The following is a 15689-nucleotide window of genomic DNA, read 5'->3' as shown; positions in this document are numbered from 1 at the left end:
CAGCGGTACAGTAGCGGTGTACAGCAACCAAGATCTCCCGGGCGACTACAAACGGCTGTGTGACGTCGTGGTCGGCCGTACGAGATCGCATCGCCCGGAGCTACGGATCAGGAGGTGGCTGTACAGCTACGTAAGCTGGCCGACTGGGCCGGTCGTCAAGCGGACGCGAGCCGACGGGACGAGCAGGTCAGCCGCAGCGGCGGACGCCGGCCGACAGCAGCTTAGGTCTTTGCAAAGCAGAGGTGGTTTCGAGTTGGGTCCGCTGAGGGCAATGTAGGTACGTGACCCGTGTTCCGTCGGGTACCCGACGCTTGCCTAGCCTTCGGGAGTGGTGGCGCTAGGCTGCCCGGGTGGCCGCACCAAGCGAACTGGGCTCGCCGCCTCCCTGCAAGACCTTCTGGCACTGACCCATGCAGATCCTCACCCTCAAAGCGGGCAGTCTTGGCCGCTCCTGGCACGCCGCGCACATTCTCCTGTCGATGCTTACGCTTGGTTGGTGGCTGCCGATCTATGGCATCCACGCCCTTATCTCCGCTACCACCCGGCCCACCGTTCACGTGGAGGTGCCTGACGGGCACCGAGTCGAGTACCGCAACGGGTGGCCCAACGTCCTCGGACCGGACGAGTACCTTGAGCCGCGCCCCGTGAGGGAGAGGGTTCTGATTGCCGCAGGGTATGCCGCTCCGGTGCTGATCCTCGTGGCGATTGTCGTCGGGGTGGCGATCCGGGACTGACCAACGAGTCGGCACGCAGTCCGTCCAAGCGGTGGATCTGCGCTCGCGGACTGCCCTGCGGGCGGCCTCCGGCCGTCCTCGGGCGCCCGCAGCGCATCATTCCCAGTCAGCGGATCGTCAGCGAACGCCGTGCCACCCCGCCACACTCGATCGTGCTCGACGGCACGACCGATGCGTCTGACCACGCGCTACGGCACTTGATCACACTCACTGCTACGTCAGGTCACTCCCCCCGGCGGGGATCGCCGCTGATGCTGGAATCTGGGCGGCGAGCGAGGACTGACGGAGTCGGTCGCACGACTGACGCCGACCGCGGTCACTCCTGCAGCGGAGCCGCCGGTGCCGAGGCTGGGCCGTCCAGCCGCTCCGTGTGCACCCAGTAGGTGTTGCGGAGTCTCCGGTGGTCAAAGTCTCTGCCCTGTGGCTTCCGTCGGACACTAAGCAGGCCGTTGTCGGTCAGTTCCTTGGTCGCACGGGTCCAAGTTGCCTCGGAAAGACCGTAGCGCCGTTTCTGGTCCGTGGTTAGCCAGGGCGGATCCGTGGGCTGCCGGTTGCTCCGCATGTCGCGCAGTACTAGGAGGAGTGCGACGCTCGATCCGGTCAGTCGGTAGATCCACTCGTTGGCCCAGAACCCGAGCGGCAAGCTGATGTACCTGCCGATGTCCCGCCTGTAGGGCGTGCCGTTGCCACTTGGGCTGCGCAGCAGGACGTTCCTCGGGCGGCCCCGCCCTCCAGCTACCCTGATGAGCTTTATCCCAGCCAAGAAGTCGAGAGCGTCACCGATGCGCCTGGCCCCGTTGAGTTCCGGCTCGGGCAGCCCCAGCACTTGGGCCCAGGTGCGGGCCGGGATGTTGCGGATGTCGTACGGCTGTCTGGCCGCGAGCAGGGCCATCGTTAGATAGAGCTTGAGTCGCACGTCGCCGCCCTGCCCTCCGCGCAGGATCTGGGCCAGGGGCGGGTTGAGGCTGCCATCGTCTCGAAGAAATGTGGGCGGAAATTGGACACCGCTGGTGCGGCTCGATCGGCTGATGAGTTGCTTCAGCAACCTCCGACTTTCCGCGGTGACTGCCGTCGCAGAAGATTTTGCCATTGGACCCACCTTTGTAGCCGGGAAACCAGCGGTCCTGGGGTAGTAGGGGTACCAGGGGTATCGGGGGTACTTTCCTACTCCTTCCTGCTACCAGCTTGGATCTTATCCATCGAAGCCCGCGATGTCATCAGTCCATCGTCCACTATCTGTGCCGTCACGGCACGTGATGTTCCCCATCTGCAGCCGTATCTCTCGACGCTTTGACCTGCAGGAATGCCGATGTGACGATGCCGTTGTGAAGAACGATCACCGCTCCCCAGGGCTCAGCGTCACCCGCCACCAGCCCTGGCTGCTCGACCGGACCAGCTCGACAACTGGCCCCGCAGCCGGGGTGGTGGTCGTCCATGCGTAGATGGCTGGTCGGGCTGGGCGGGACCGCCGCCAGTACCGTTGCCCTGCTTGAATGGCGCGGCTTGGTCATCGTCGCCATGGCCACGGTTGGGTTGGTCTTGGCATTGTGCTGGGTGCTCAGCGACGACTCGCGGTCGCGGCGGCTGAAGGACCTGATCCGTGAGCTCCGGCGGCAACGTTGACAGTATCCAGAACGCAGCTCCATGCCGTCCCTGGGTCAGTTGGTCTCAGTCGTGGTCTCTTTCGCCAACGTGCGAGGCTGTTCATTGGAGGCCGGGCGAGGCCGCCCCGCCGTGCTTATGGCCCAGTCGCTTGAGGCTGAACGTCGGGTCACAGACCGCAAGAACGTGCGCGCCCGTCGCTCGGCCCCAGCCGGTCGGCTTGGTTGCCAGGGCGAAGTGGCTGTCGACAGCAACGCCTCCGGACGGCCTCACGCTGACTAGCTTCGGTATGGACGAAGCTCCGAGCGTGCAGCCGTTGCTGGACGCGTGCGGACGCCGGGCACAGAGCTTGTAAGCGAGACGTCATACAACGAGACTGACGGAGGCTCTGCTCAGTCCGCAGCCCACTCAGTTCTCGTGCAACCGGTGTGCAACGATCTTGCTCGACTGAGCAAGTGGCCAGCTCATATGGGCAGGTGACAGAGGAGTTAGCCAGCCTGTATGAGTCGCCTTCCTAAACCGTGTGTCGCAGGTTCGAATCCTGCCGGGGGCACCTCGAAGATCAGCAGAAACGCCACCTGAACAGCGGATCCGTTCCCGCATCGATTGATCAATCTGTGCAGCCGGATGCCACCCGTATTCGCCACTCGCGGTGCGGCGGGTGGAGCTCATCCGGCCCGGTCTGACCAGCGGCACGGCGGCGAATGCCGCGTTCGACGCCGCGCGGTGCTGCAGCGGGTCCGCGCTGCCCGAGGATGGGCCCCTGCGGCCGCGATGGCGGTTCTCGGGGTCCCGCCGTGGTCAGCTCAAGGTGAAGGTCACGTCGTCGACGTCGAAGGCCGTGACGCCGTTGCCGGCAGTCTCACTGGCGAGGAAGCTGGCCGTCGCGGTGCGCTCGGTCGTCGCCGTCCCGGTCGACATGCTGTACTGCCGCCACTGAGACCCGCCGTCGAAGGCCAGGGAGAACCTCGTCTTCGGGGGTATCCCGGTGACTGCCAGCCCGACGTTCAGGTAATCGCTGCGGCTGGTCTCGGTGGTGATGGTCCGGACCCAGAAGCGGACCGTCAGGTCGCAGCCGGCTGGCACCGTGACGGTGGTGCGTAGCAAATCGGAACGCGTCACGTCCAGCCCGGCGAAGGTGGCGTACGCGAGGCCGGTGTGTGCGGGCCGGGTCGCGTCGCCGATCACGACCATGCGCGGGCCGGCTGTCCAGCCGGTGGCGCTGAGCTCGAACCCCGGGTTTGCGTGGATCTGCCCGGTGCAGGGCCCATCGGCCGCCGGTCGGGCGTCGGACACGCCGCCCGTAGCGAGGAGCAGCAGGGTCGCAGCCAAGGCGGTGGTGACGAGGGTCTTCATCAGTCCTCCCATGTCGAGACATCCGAAGTTATCGATATGTATCGACCATGCGCGATGGGCGTTGGCGCGTCAAGCTTCTTCCGGCGTCAGCTCTGCACGATGCTCGCTTGGCCTTCCAGGCTCGCAGGAACGGACGATCAGCGCCCACTGCGCGTCGGTGGTGCATCGACGACGCCACCACGTTGCCCCGGTCACTGCGGAACAGCCGCCCATCGGCCCCCACCCCGAACCGGTCGACGTTCGCCCGCAGGATCGCCACCAGCTCCGGCGGGACCGGCGCCTCCCGCGCCTCAGCCTCGCTCCGGTGCTTCAACCCCCGGTCGTCGTGGACCTTCGCCGCTGCCGGTGGCTCTGCAGTCGATCCCGGCCAGGCGGCGGTGTCCGCTGGGGGCACGGTCCGCGCCACGAATGCCGACTCGGCCTTTCCAGCAGGAGCCGTCCATTCGTACGTCCGTCAAGGTCTGCTTGACGCGGCGGGCCGGGCGACGGCCGCTCTCCGGGTCGGTGGGTCGGCGGCAAACGGGATGGCACAAGGCGACGGGCGCTGCTCGAATCGGGGCAGCCTGCGCTACGTACTGGACGGATTGTGGTGTCTCGCTGCCATGCCCGACGCGAAGTGACGCTCTGCCTCGTGCCTGTGCTGGTCGGCACGTGCCTGACGGACCGCAGCCGAATCCTGATCCGACGAGAGCTTCGCACGGTCCCGTCGAGTCACGAAGACAACAACCGCAAGCAACAACACCACGAGGATCGCGAGCGTCACCACCAGTGTTGTCATGTCATCAACGCTACGGGACGCGCGCCAGTTCCGACTACCGCAGGTGGCAGCGAGGTCGGGTCGACGCCGGACGAGGGGTGACGGACTGCTCGGAACACGCACGGGATGATCAAGTACTCGCCCATGAGCCTGATGCGGCGTCTGATGGCAACCACATGTGCGCCAGCATGCGCGCATCGTCGCGGTGCCCAGTTGACGGGCAGTAGATCGCCGTCTGGTCCCCTCTCCACCGCCTCGGACGACCGTGGGGCACTGTGGACGAAAGGGCCGAGCGGCAGCGGGGGACAGCCATGGCGCTGGCGAGGGCGGATATCGTGCTGCCGTGCTGACCCTCTTTTGTGGACATCCGGCGGACGCGGCCGCCAGTCGGGTGTGTTCCCACCTGGTCGCCGTACCCGAAGACCAGGACGTGGCGTGCCTCCGGGTGCTGACCGGGCGCGGGATGGAGTTCGACCTGGTCTGCCGGGCGTGCGACGAGGCCGGCCAGCCGCCCGTGCTGGTCGTGGTGTGCGAGGGATGCGTCGACCGGCTCGTCGAGGACGGGGAGATGCTCGGTTGGCGCGGCGAGCCGGAGATCCTGGAACGGCCGGAGCCGCTCGACGCGACAGTGTCGTGCTGGTCACTGCCGCCGTCGTTGGGGCAGGTGGTCGACCTCGCTCCGATCGACGACGCCGACGGCTCCCGATGGCTGGCGCTCACCGCCGACGGCGCCATCGCCGAGCTCGACCCGGACAACGACCGGGTCGCGGTGCTGGCGACCGTCGAGCTGGTCGACGAGCCGGGGCACACCCCATGGATGGACCGTCAACTTCGGCGCAGGCTGCACGCCTCCGCCTGTGGCCGCTTCGCCGCCGTGGTCGACGACTACGGCCGGTACGGGCGGGTGGTGGACCTCGGTCGGGGCGGTGAGGTGACGATTGCACTCGACGGCGGGGACTACCACGCGAACACGGTGCCGTTCTCGCTGGCCTTCGCCCGGGTCGACGACCGGCCGTTGGTGGTGCACCGCACCCGCTGGAACCGGCTCGACGTCAGCGACCCGGCCACCGGGGAGTTGCTGACCGCGCGTGAGTTCGAGAAGACGTCGGAGCAGCAACGGCCGGCGCACCATCTCGACTACTTCCACGGCCGGCTGCTCTGCTCGCCCGGCAGCCGGGTGCTCGCCGACGACGGCTGGATCTGGCACCCGGTCGGCGAGCCCTCGGTGTGGGAGCTTCGCCCCTGGCTGGACGGCAACGTGTGGGAGTCCGAGGACGGGCCGACCCGCCAGCGGCTGTGTTTCCGCGACTACTACTGGAACGGGCCGCTCTGCTTCGTCGGCGACGGCCTGCTGGCCGTCGGTGGGATCGGCGACGACGACGAGACGATCCTGCCCGGCGTACGCCTGTTCGACGTGGCCTCGGGCCGCGAGCTTGCCACCTTCACCGGCCCCGCCGGGGACTGGTTCTCCAACGGCCGGCGGCTCTACTCGGCGCACACCGACGGCCTGCACGTCTGGGACCCGCTCACCGGTCACCGCACCGGCACGGTGCCCGGCTTCGTGCCGACCTGCCTGCACCGGGGCACCGGCGAACTCGCCGCCGTCGCCGACGGTGTGCTGCGTCGTTGCCGGCCGGCGTGAGCGTTCCACCGGGGGTGGTCGGCCCACCCCGCCACCCCGCCGGCACGGCCCGGTAACCACGTACGTCGCCGGCCGGCACGGCCCCACTCGCGGGGCGCGCCGGCCGGCGGGGTGCTGTCGCCGTTACGGGGTCACGGAGAGCAGGTGGGCCTTGTAGCCCTCACCGTAGGTGCTGGTGGGGGTGCCGTTGTAGTCCTGGATGAGGACGTTGCCGCCGCTGCATCCCCAGGGGTTCCAGGTCCACGCCGTGTAGCCGATGCGCTTGGAGTCCAGCCAGGTCATCACCTGGTCGATGTAGTCGTGGGCGCAGGTGTCCTGGCCGATCTCGCCGGCGTGCACCGGCACCTGCGCGGCGACGGCGCCGATCTGGCTGTCCCAGCAGCTGACGGTGACGCAGGCGTTGAAGTTGTACGAGTGCCACGACGCCACGATGTTGTTGAGCGGGTCGTTCGGCTTGTAGTTGAGCCACTGGCTCAGGTCGTTGGTCCAGGTCAGGCCGGCGACCAGCAGGACGTTGCCGGCGCCGGTGGCCCGTACGGCGTCGACCAGGTCCTGCATGCCGGCGACCTCGTAGGTGATGCCGGTGCAGGTGCCGCCGTCGCGCAGGCAGCGCCACGCGGCGGCCATGTCCGACCAGTTGTTGGCGGCGTCCGGGTAGGGCTCGTTGAACAGGTCGAACACCACGGCGTTGTTGCCCTTGAAGGCGTTGGCCACGCCGGTCCAGAACTGCGGCGTGTGCTGCATGCTGGGCATCGGCTTCTGGCAGGTGGCGTTGACGTCGGCGCAGGCGGAGATGTTGCCGGTGTACTGCCCGTGGGTCCAGTGCAGGTCGAGGATCGGGTTGATCCCGTTGGCCACGAGCAGGTTCACGTAGTCCTTGACGGCCTGCTGGTACGTCGCGCCGCTGGGCGAGCCGGAGAGGCCGAGCCAGCAGTCCTCGTTGAGCGGGATCCGCACGGCGCGGATGTTCCACGCCTTCATGGCGTTGACCGAGGCCTGGTCGACGGGGCCGCTGTCCCACATGCCCTTGCCCTGCACGCAGGCGAACTCACCGCTGGCCCGGTTGACCCCGAGCAGCCGGTAGGTCGCCCCGCTCGCCGTCACCAGCCGGTTGCCGGAGACCTTCAGGGCGGGCGCGGCACCGGTCGGCGGCGGGGTCGTGGGTGGCGGAGTGGTGGGTGGCGGAGTGGTGGGCGGCGGGGTCGTCGGGGGCGGGGTGGTGGGCGGCGGGGTGGTGGTCGGCCCGGGGGTCGGCGACGTCACCGAGCCGGTGCAGGTCGTGCCGTTGAGCGCGAACGACGTCGGCACGGGGTTGCTGCCGCTCCACGAGCCGTTGAAGCCGATCGCGGTCGACCCGCCCGTGCCCAGCGATCCGTTCCAGCTCAGGCTGGCGGCCGAGACGCGGGTGCCGGACTGCGACCAGGTGGCGCTCCAGCCCTGGGTGACCTGCTGGCCGCTGATCGGGAAGTCGAAGGTCAGCGTCCAGCCGGTGACCGCGGAGCCGAGGTTGGTGATGGCGATGTTCCCGCTGAACCCGCCTGTCCACTGGCTCTGCACGGTGTATGCCACGGAGCAGCCGGTGGCCGCCGCCGAGGCGGGGAAGGTGAGCCCGGCCAGGCCGGCCGCGACCAGGGTCGCGGTGGTGCCGACGGCCATCAGGGCATGACGATGTCTCATCTGATCTCCTCGTGGTCGAGAGGGGATCGTCGATGGGAGCGCATCGAAGAGCTTTGTTTATTTACCTCACTAAGTCAAGCTGGCGACTGCGCCGCCCGCCGGGCGGCAGGCGGGCGTTCGGGCGGCCCTACTCCGGGCCGCCGGGCGGCGGGGCCGTGGTCTGCCGCACGATCACCGTCTCGGTGGGGCACCACCGTTCCCTGACCGGCGCGCCGTCGAGCAGCGCGAGCACGGAGCCGGCCACCAGCTCGCCGAAGTCGTGCACGTCGAGGCTCATCGTGGTGAGCTGCGGGGCGGACAGGCGGCACAGGCTGGAGTCGTCCCAGGCGAGCAGGCTCAGGTCGCGGGGGACCGTGAGGCCCAGCTCCCCGGCCACGTCCAAGCCGCCGACCGCCATCAGGTCGTTGTCGTAGATGATCGCGCTGGGCGGGTCGCCGTCGCGCAGCAGCCGGGCGGTCAAGTCCGCGCCCGACTCCTCCGAGTAGTCGCCGGTCAGCACCACGGCGTCGATGCCGGCCGGGCCCGCGGCGGCCAGCAACGCGGCGGTGCGGGTGCGGGTGTGCCGCAGCGTGTCCGGCCCGCTGATCCGCGCGATCCGGCGGTGCCCGAGGCCGGCCAGGTGCGCGACCGCCGCCCGCACCGAGCCGACGTCGTCCCGCCGGACGGCCGGGGCGTCGCCGTCGGGCTCGCCGGCCACGACCACGGGGAGGCCGAGTTCGCGCAGGACCGCCGGCCGGGGATCCCCGGCGGTCGGGTTCACCAGCACCACGGCCTCGGCCAGCCGGAGCTGCGCCCACCGGCGGTAGGCGGCGATCTCGGCGGCGTGGTCGGCGACGATGTGCAGCAGCACCGACCGCCCGTGCTCGGCGAGGCGCTCCTCGATGCCGGAGATGAATTCCATGAAGAACGGCTCGGCGCCGAGCAGTCGGGGCGCCCGGGCGAGCACCAAGCCGACCGCGCTCGTCGTGCTCATCGCGCCCCCATCGCAGGTCAGCGGGCCGATCCGGTCAGCGGCGCGAACTCCCCGTCGAGGCTCTCCGACACCCGGAGCCCGCGGTGGAACGGCACCAGCTCGGACTCCAGGACCAGGGCGGCGGCCCCGACGGCGGACGCGGTGGCGGCGGACCGGGACAGCCGTACGTCGACGGCGTGCGCGGAGCGGGAGAAGACGGTGTGCAGCTCCTGGCGCAGCACGGGCAGGTAGACCGAACCGGCGACGGCGAAGCCGGGCCCGGTCAGGACGATGACCTCCAGGTCCATCACGTTGGCGAGGGTGCGGGCGGCCGCCGCGACGTACCGGGCGGACCTCTCGCACAGCGCCAGCGCCCGCTGCTGTCCGCGCCGGGCGGCGCGGCCGATCGCGGCGAAGTCGCGGGCGACCGCCGCGGGGCCGGTGCCGGTGGCGAGGCCGAGCGCCCCGGCCAGGCCCGCGTCCGCCCGCCCCGCCGCGACCACGGCGGCGGGCCCGGCGACGGCCTCCACGCACCCCCGGGCCCCGCACCAGCAGCGCGGGCCGTCCGCGTCCACGCAGACGTGTCCCAGCTCGCCGGCGTTGCCGCTCGGGCCGCGGTAGGTGATCCCGTCGATGACCAGCCCGGCGCCGAGGCCGCTGCCCATGTAGAGGGCGGCGGCGGCGCTCGCCGTGCCGAACCCGCCCGCCCAGTGTTCGCCCAGGGCGGCGGCGGTGGCGTCGTTGTCCAGCACCACCGGCAGGTCGGTCGCCTGCTCCAGGGCCGAGCCGAGCGGGAACTCCCGCCAGTGCCGCAGCTCGGGGTTGAGGCCGGCGACCCCCCGACCGGTGAGCGGGCCGGGGAAGACCAGGCCCACCCCGACCAGCCGCGCCCGGTCCACGCCGACGCTGTCGACCAGGGTCGGGATCTCGGCGGCGATCCGGGAGACGACCGTCGCGGGCGCCTCGGCACCGACGCCCGGCCGGGAGATCCGGGCCACCACGACCCCGGTCAGGTCGGTCAGGACGTACGTCATGACCCCCTGGCCGAGGCACACGCCCACGGCGTACCGGGAGGTGTGGTTGAGCCGGAGCAGGACCCGCCGCTTCCCACCGGTCGACTCGGCGTGGCCGGTCTCGACGACCAGGCCCTCGTCGATGAGCTTGCGGACGAGGTTGGAGATGGTGGGCGCGGTGAAGCCGGTCACGCTGATCAGGCCCACCCGGCTGATCGTGCCGGCCGCCCGGATGGCGTCCAGCACCGCGGCCTTGCTGCTCGCGTGCGGCAGCTTGTCCGCTCTCGGTCCGCTCACTGCTCCCCGGTCACGCCGTCCGACTCCCCCGCAGAGCATAGGCGTTCGCCGCTGCCGCCGCGCACGCCTGCTGGCGGCCGGCGGGTCAGGCCCGGCCGCCAGAGCCCCGCCGGGCGACGCTCAGCGCCGCAGTTCCCGCCAGCCCGAGCTGCCTCCGCGCCACGCCCCCGCGAGGATGCTCGCGGAACTGTGGCTGGAGCATTCCAGCACCTTCGAGCGGCCTTGCTCACCACCGATCTGCGCCTGGACCTCCCAGCGCTGACCATCGGTGCGGATGTAGACGTCGCGACGTCCTCGTTTGGTCGCGTCCCCGTTCCACCAGTGCTCCTCGACGATCACCTCGCGACCGTACCAGCAGGCGCGGGTGCGGCGGCAGCCACGACGGTGAGGGAATCTCGCACGGACCGCCCGGGGCGGGTCGGCCGTCACGGCGGGTCGGGCACAGGATGTCGGGTACGCGTGATCCCGTGGTTTCTGGCGGCAGGAAGGGGAGATCCGGGTGCTGGACCGGCTGAACGAGGCGATGGCGTACGTCGAGGGGCATCTCGACCAGCGGATCGAGGTGGGTGAGCTGGCGCGGATCGCGGTGACGTCGGAGCACCACTTCCGGCGGATGTTCTCGGCGCTGGCCGGGATGCCGCTGTCGGAGTACGTGCGGCGTCGCCGGCTCACCGTCGCCGCCGCCGAGGTGCTCGCGGGGGAGCGGACGCTGCTCGACATCGCGCTCCGGTACGGGTACGGGTCGGGGGAGGCGTTCGCCCGGGCGTTCCAGGCCGTGCACGGGGTCGGCCCCGGCGAGGCCCGGCGCAACGGCGCCGCCCTGCGGTCGCAGCCCCGGATGTCCTTCCGGCTCGTCGTCGAGGGGAGATCCAGCATGCGGTACCGCATCGCCGAGAAGGACGCCTTTCACCTGGTCGGGCGGAAGGCCCGCGTCCCGCTCGTGCACGAGGGGTTGAACCCGGCGATCGTGGCGTTCGTCAAGAGCATCGACGCCGGGACGACCGAGCGGATCGCGGCCCTCTCCGACCAGGAGCCGCAGGGCATCGTCAACGTCAGCGACAAGCTGGGGGTCAACCGGGAGGAGGGCGCCGAGCTGGACTACTGGCACGCCGTGGTCACCGCCGCCATCCCGCCGCGGGACCTGGACGCCATGCCGGTGCCCGCCGGCACCTGGGCGGTCTTCTCCAGCTCGGGCGAGTTCCCGCAGGCCCTCCAGCACCTCTGGCGGGATGTCTTCACGGAGTGGTTCCCGTCGAACCCGTACCGCAGCCGGCCGGGCCCGGAGATGCTCCGGGCCCGGGTGTCCTCCGACGGCTCCCGGGCCGACGCCGAGCTGTGGGTCCCGGTGGAGCGGGTCCCGGCCTGAGCCGCGCCGGCCCCGCCCGCGAACGGCGGACGGGGCCGGGCGGCGGCCCGGGTGCGGCGACTCGGCGCGGCGGCTCAGCGCGCGGCGCGCAGCGCCTCGGCGAGCGTGGTCGGCTCGCGGCCGATCAGCTTCGCCAGGTCGTCGCCCTCGACGTACAGCTCGCCCCGGGCCAGGCCCAGGTCGCTGTCGGCGAGGACGGCGGCGAAGCCCTCGGGCAGGCCGGCGGAGACCAGTACCTCGGTGAACTTCTCCGCCGGCAGGTCGGTGTAGCCGACGGCGTGACCGGTCTGCCGGGACACCTCCTCGGCCAGCTCCGTCAGGGTGAACGCCGCGCCGCCCAGCTCGTACACCCGGTTGGTATCCGCGGCACCGGTGAGCGCCGCGGCGGCGGCCTCGGCGAAGTCCGCGCGGGTCGCGGCGCTGACCCGCCCGTCGCCCGCCGCGCCGGTCACCCCGAACTGGAGGTACGTCGAGAGCTGGCCGGTGTAGTTCTCCAGGTACCAGCCGTTGCGCAGGATCACGTACGGCAGGCTCGACGCGGCGATCTCCCGCTCGGTGGCGAGGTGCTCCCCGGCGAGGACCATGCCGGAGCGGTCGGCGTTGGCGATGCTGGTGTAGACGACCAGCCCGACGCCGGCCTCGCGGGCGGCGGCGACGACGTTGTGGTGCTGGGTGACGCGCTGCCCGACCTCGCTGCCGGAGACGAACATCAGCTTGTCGGCCTCGGCGAACGCTGTGCGCAGCGACTCGGGGTCTGTGTAGTCGACCTGCCGGGTGTTCACCCCGTGCCCGGCGAGGTCGGCGAGCTTGCCGGCGTCCCGGCCGAGCGCCACGATCTCCCCGGCGGGCACGCCCCGCCGCAGCAGCGCGGCGACGATCAGCTGGCCGAGGTGGCCGGTGGCTCCGGTGACGACGATGGACATGGTGTGCTCCCTCTCGATACCGGAGACGATCCCCTGGTCGGGGGCCGTTCTCCGGGTCGGACGATCCGTCGTCCGGTGCAACGGGAAGCTTCCGCTGCCACTTCCCGTTGGAGAGTAGGCACCTTGAAGTAAGGCACTATCTGATGGAGAGTCAGAGCGTGGAACCCACTCCCTTCGCCCGCGACTGCGGCAGCCGGCAGGTCCTCGACCGGATCGGCGACCGGTGGAGCGTGCTCGTCGTCCTCACCCTCGCCGACGGCGGAAAGCGCTTCAGCGAGCTGGCCCGGCGCATCGAGGGGGTGAGCCAGAAGATGCTCACCCAGACGCTGCGCGGCCTGGAACGCGACGGCCTGATCACCCGCACCGCGTACGCGACCGTCCCGCCCCGGGTCGACTACGCGCTGACCGGCCTCGGGCGCAGCCTGCTCGACCTGGTGGGCGGGCTGGAGGCGTGGGCGACGACGCACCTCGGCGAGGTCGAGGCCGCCCGCGCCCGCTACGACGCCGCCGGCTGAGGGCCCGCCCGTGGCAGGCCCGATGGCGGGCGGCGCGCCCGGTGGGATTGCGATGTAACGGGAATCGGCGGTAAAGCGCTGCGCCCCCGAAGCGCCCGGGCGGGCGCACTCCGGACATAGGCTTCGCGAGGTCGGAGGTCGGACACGGGTTCGAGGGGGCGTGTCCGGCCGCCGCCCCACCCGGCACCGGCCGCCGCCCACCCGGCACCCAACCGGCGATCAGTCACCCGCCCTGGGTCAGGCCGCCAGCTCGTCGACCCGGCTGAGCACCCGGTCGATCAGGCCGTACTCCCGGGCCTCCTCGGGGGTGAACCAGCGGTCCCGGTCCGAGTCCTGCTGGATCTGCTCCACGGAGCGCCCGCTGTGCCGGGCGATCAACTCCTGCATCGTGCGCTTGACGTGCAGCATGTTCTCCGCCTGGATGGTGATGTCGGCGACCGTGCCGCCGAACCCGCCCGACGGCTGGTGCATCATGATCCGCGAGTGGGGCAGGGCGTACCGCTTGCCGGCGGTGCCCGCGCAGAGCAGGAACTGACCCATCGAGCCGGCCATGCCGAGCGCGAGGGTGGCCACGTCGTTGCGGACGTACCGCATCGTGTCGTAGACGGCCATCCCGGCGCTGACCGAGCCGCCCGGCGAGTTGATGTAGAGGTAGATGTCGCGCTCGCTGTCCTCGGCCGCCAGCAGCAGGAGCTGCGCGCAGATCTGGTTGGCCGACTCGTCGGTGACCTCCGTGCCGAGGAAGATGATCCGTTCCTTCAGCAGCCGCTGGAAGACCTGGTCGCCGAAGGCCGGCTGGCCGCCGTCCCGCATCCACACGTCGTACCTGATCATCGTGATCGACCTCCACGCTGCCGGTGGGCGACGGACTCCGCCCAGGGGAACCGGTTCCCCCAGCGTCCGCCCGGCCGGGCGCGCGGTCCCAGCGCTTCTGCCGGCGGCAGATCCGCCGACAGCAGAAACCGGCCGGGCCTAGCGGGCGGTCAGCCGCCGCAGGCCCGCCCGGGCCCGCCGCCGGGCCAGCACCCTCGCGGTACGCGCGGCGGGGCGCCGAAGCGGCGCGGACGCGAACAGCCGGACCGGCAGGACGTGGACGGCCGGGCCGGGGTGCGCCACCGCCCCGCCCACGGACACCACGGACGTGCCGAGGCCCGCCCCGCCGACGTGCAGCAGCCGGCCGCCCGCGGTCGGGGTGACCCCGCCGAGCCGCAGCACCCGGCCGGCGGCCACCGGCACCCGGCACTCCACCAGTGGCCCGCCCTGCTGCGGGCCGACCGGGTCGGCGTGGAAGCCGAGGCGCAGGCGCGGGCCGGGCTCGCCGCCCACCGGCACCACCTCGTCCAGGCGGGCCAGCGCCACCCGGGGCGCGGCGGGCACCCGCCGCTCGACCCGGCGCAGGTCGTCGCGGGCCTCCTCCAGCAGGTCCGACAGGTCGATGCCGAGGGCGCGGCAGATCGCCGCCAGCACCTCGGAACTGGCCTCCTTGCGCCCGCGCTCGACCTCCGAGAGGTAGGGCAGGGACACCCCCGCCGCCTCGGCCACCTCGCGCAGGGTGCGGCCCTGGCGCTGCCGCACCCGGCGCAGCACGCTGCCGATCACCCGTCGCAGCAACGACATCCGGGCCTCCTCGTGATGGGCGCTCCTGCTCCCATCATGCCGGTTCGGCGGGCGACACACCGACCCCGCCGCCCCTACGGCGGCTGCGCCGACGCCTTCCGGTGCGGCGACCGGCTCCCGACCACCGGCGTTGTCCCGGCCTGCCGGGCCGGTCCGGCGCGTACCCGCTATGTTGTGCACGTGCAGGCGACGGCGGCGGAGCAGGTTCCGCGGTGATCCACTTTCCCGCGCAGCGGCGGGGCCCGCTGAGCGCGCTGAGCCTGCGCCTGGCCGCCGCCCTGGGCCTGGTCCTCGCGGTCGTCACCGCGGTCTACCTCGACCGCGACGGCTACCGCGACGTCAACGAGGACGGCCTCACCCTCCTCGACTGCTTCTACTACGCGGTGGTCTCCCTCTCCACCACCGGGTACGGCGACATCACGCCGGCGGCACCGTCCGCCCGGCTGGTCAACGTCCTGTTCGTCACCCCGGCCCGGGTGCTCTTCCTGATCATCCTGGTCGGCACCACCCTGGAAGTCCTGACCGAGCAGTACCGGACCGGCCGTCGTCTGACGCGGTGGAGGAAGAGCGTGAAGGACCACGTCATCATCTGCGGCTACGGCACCAAGGGCCGCAGCGCGGTCTCGGCGCTGCTGGAGAACGGCCTCGACAAGTCCCGGATCGTGGTGGTCGAGCGCAGCCCGGCGTCGCTGCGGCAGGCCACCTCGGCGGGGCTCGTCGCGATCGAGGGGTCGGCGACCCGCTCCTCCGTGCTCAACGAGGCGCACGTGCGCAACGCCAAGGCGGTGATCATCGCGACCGACAGCGACGACGCGTCGGTGCTGGTCGCGCTCACCGTCCGGCAGCTCACCGCCGGGCAGGTGCGGATCATCGCGGCGGCCCGCGAGGCCGAGAACGCGCCGCTGCTCAAGCAGAGCGGCGCGCACCACGTGATCGTCTCCTCCGCCACGGCGGGCCGGCTGCTCGGCCTGTCCACCTCCGCGCCGCCGCTGATCGACGTGGTGGAGGACCTGCTGACCCCCGGCCAGGGCATGGCCCTGGCCATGCGTTCGGCGGAGCGCAACGAGGTCGGCCGCTCCCCGCGCGAGCTGGACGACACCCTGGTCATCGCGCTGGTCCGCCGGGGCAAGGTGGTCACGCTCTCCGACCGGGCCGGCGCGGTCATCGAGACCGGCGACATGCTCGTGCACGTCCGCGACGACCGGCCCCAGCCCGCCGGCACGCCGGGCTGACCGCCC

16 protein-coding genes are annotated in these 15689 nt (G+C 71.4%); 6 read left to right on the top strand and 10 right to left on the bottom strand.

Annotation, left to right across the window (positions count from 1 at the left end; translation table 11 throughout):
• Positions 1-410 precede the first annotated feature (410 nt).
• A complete protein-coding gene (locus LPU61_RS30140) occupies positions 411-734 on the top strand; it encodes a hypothetical protein (RefSeq protein WP_229406835.1) in 324 nt (107 codons plus the stop codon).
• Between the two features lie 316 nt (positions 735-1050).
• On the opposite strand, the gene LPU61_RS30135 is transcribed toward LPU61_RS30140, so the two are convergent.
• Complete coding sequence (locus tag LPU61_RS30135) at positions 1051-1779, bottom strand: hypothetical protein (RefSeq protein WP_229406834.1); 729 nt, start codon at positions 1777-1779, stop codon at positions 1051-1053.
• Positions 1780-2168: 389 nt separating this feature from the next.
• Here LPU61_RS30135 and LPU61_RS30130 point away from each other — a divergent pair, with 389 nt between their 5' ends.
• A complete protein-coding gene (locus LPU61_RS30130) occupies positions 2169-2357 on the top strand; it encodes a hypothetical protein (protein WP_229406833.1) in 189 nt (62 codons plus the stop codon).
• A 780-nt stretch (positions 2358-3137) separates the two neighbouring features.
• Here LPU61_RS30130 and LPU61_RS30125 read toward each other — a convergent pair.
• Complete coding sequence (locus LPU61_RS30125) at positions 3138-3692, bottom strand: hypothetical protein (protein ID WP_229406832.1); 555 nt, start codon at positions 3690-3692, stop codon at positions 3138-3140.
• 568 nt (positions 3693-4260) lie between these two features.
• Positions 4261-4470, bottom strand: a complete 210-nt coding sequence (locus LPU61_RS30120) for a hypothetical protein (protein ID WP_082106184.1) — start codon at positions 4468-4470, stop codon at positions 4261-4263.
• A 322-nt stretch (positions 4471-4792) separates the two neighbouring features.
• Here LPU61_RS30120 and LPU61_RS30115 point away from each other — a divergent pair, with 322 nt between their 5' ends.
• A complete protein-coding gene (locus LPU61_RS30115; protein WP_229406831.1) occupies positions 4793-6091 on the top strand; it encodes a hypothetical protein in 1299 nt (432 codons plus the stop codon).
• 123 nt (positions 6092-6214) lie between these two features.
• On the opposite strand, the gene LPU61_RS30110 is transcribed toward LPU61_RS30115, so the two are convergent.
• The 4 genes from LPU61_RS30110 to LPU61_RS30095 form a co-directional block, all read right to left on the bottom strand.
• On the bottom strand, positions 6215-7768 hold the full coding sequence (locus LPU61_RS30110; protein ID WP_229406830.1) for a cellulase family glycosylhydrolase: 1554 nt from the start codon (positions 7766-7768) through the stop codon (positions 6215-6217).
• A gap of 127 nt (positions 7769-7895) precedes the next feature.
• Positions 7896-8741 carry a LacI family DNA-binding transcriptional regulator gene (locus LPU61_RS30105; protein WP_043961710.1) on the bottom strand — a complete coding sequence of 282 codons (846 nt, stop codon included), beginning with the start codon at positions 8739-8741 and terminating at the stop codon, positions 7896-7898.
• A gap of 17 nt (positions 8742-8758) precedes the next feature.
• The gene (locus LPU61_RS30100; RefSeq protein ID WP_229406829.1) at positions 8759-10030 is read right to left on the bottom strand and encodes an ROK family transcriptional regulator; all 1272 of its coding nucleotides are present in this window, start codon (positions 10028-10030) and stop codon (positions 8759-8761) included.
• 120 nt (positions 10031-10150) lie between these two features.
• Entirely contained in the window at positions 10151-10369 is a 219-nt protein-coding gene (locus tag LPU61_RS30095; protein WP_077935977.1) for a hypothetical protein, read from the bottom strand.
• Positions 10370-10529: 160 nt separating this feature from the next.
• Here LPU61_RS30095 and LPU61_RS30090 point away from each other — a divergent pair, with 160 nt between their 5' ends.
• Positions 10530-11396 carry an AraC family transcriptional regulator gene (locus LPU61_RS30090; protein WP_043961712.1) on the top strand — a complete coding sequence of 289 codons (867 nt, stop codon included), beginning with the start codon at positions 10530-10532 and terminating at the stop codon, positions 11394-11396.
• Positions 11397-11470: 74 nt separating this feature from the next.
• On the opposite strand, the gene LPU61_RS30085 is transcribed toward LPU61_RS30090, so the two are convergent.
• Positions 11471-12319 (bottom strand): SDR family oxidoreductase, encoded by an 849-nt coding sequence (locus tag LPU61_RS30085; RefSeq protein WP_229406828.1) that lies wholly within the window; start codon positions 12317-12319, stop codon positions 11471-11473.
• Positions 12320-12462: 143 nt separating this feature from the next.
• On the opposite strand from LPU61_RS30085, the gene LPU61_RS30080 reads away from it, so the two are divergent.
• Positions 12463-12834 carry a helix-turn-helix domain-containing protein gene (locus LPU61_RS30080; RefSeq protein WP_082106187.1) on the top strand — a complete coding sequence of 124 codons (372 nt, stop codon included), beginning with the start codon at positions 12463-12465 and terminating at the stop codon, positions 12832-12834.
• A gap of 237 nt (positions 12835-13071) precedes the next feature.
• Here LPU61_RS30080 and LPU61_RS30075 read toward each other — a convergent pair whose 3' ends face one another.
• Together LPU61_RS30075 and LPU61_RS30070 are read right to left on the bottom strand one after the other, a co-directional pair.
• Positions 13072-13668 (bottom strand): ClpP family protease, encoded by a 597-nt coding sequence (locus LPU61_RS30075; RefSeq protein WP_043961715.1) that lies wholly within the window; start codon positions 13666-13668, stop codon positions 13072-13074.
• Between the two features lie 138 nt (positions 13669-13806).
• Positions 13807-14451, bottom strand: coding sequence for a helix-turn-helix domain-containing protein (locus LPU61_RS30070; RefSeq protein ID WP_229406827.1), 645 nt, complete (start codon positions 14449-14451; stop codon positions 13807-13809).
• Between the two features lie 212 nt (positions 14452-14663).
• On the opposite strand from LPU61_RS30070, the gene LPU61_RS30065 reads away from it, so the two are divergent.
• A complete protein-coding gene (locus tag LPU61_RS30065; protein WP_043961717.1) occupies positions 14664-15683 on the top strand; it encodes a TrkA family potassium uptake protein in 1020 nt (339 codons plus the stop codon).
• Positions 15684-15689 lie beyond the last annotated feature (6 nt).

The sequence above is a fragment of the Micromonospora sp. NBRC 110038 genome (genome assembly GCF_020884815.1).
Classification (GTDB): Bacteria; Actinomycetota; Actinomycetes; order Mycobacteriales; family Micromonosporaceae; genus Micromonospora; species Micromonospora haikouensis.
Note: the sequence above shows the minus strand (reverse complement) of the source record. Positions and strands in the feature narration are given on the sequence as shown.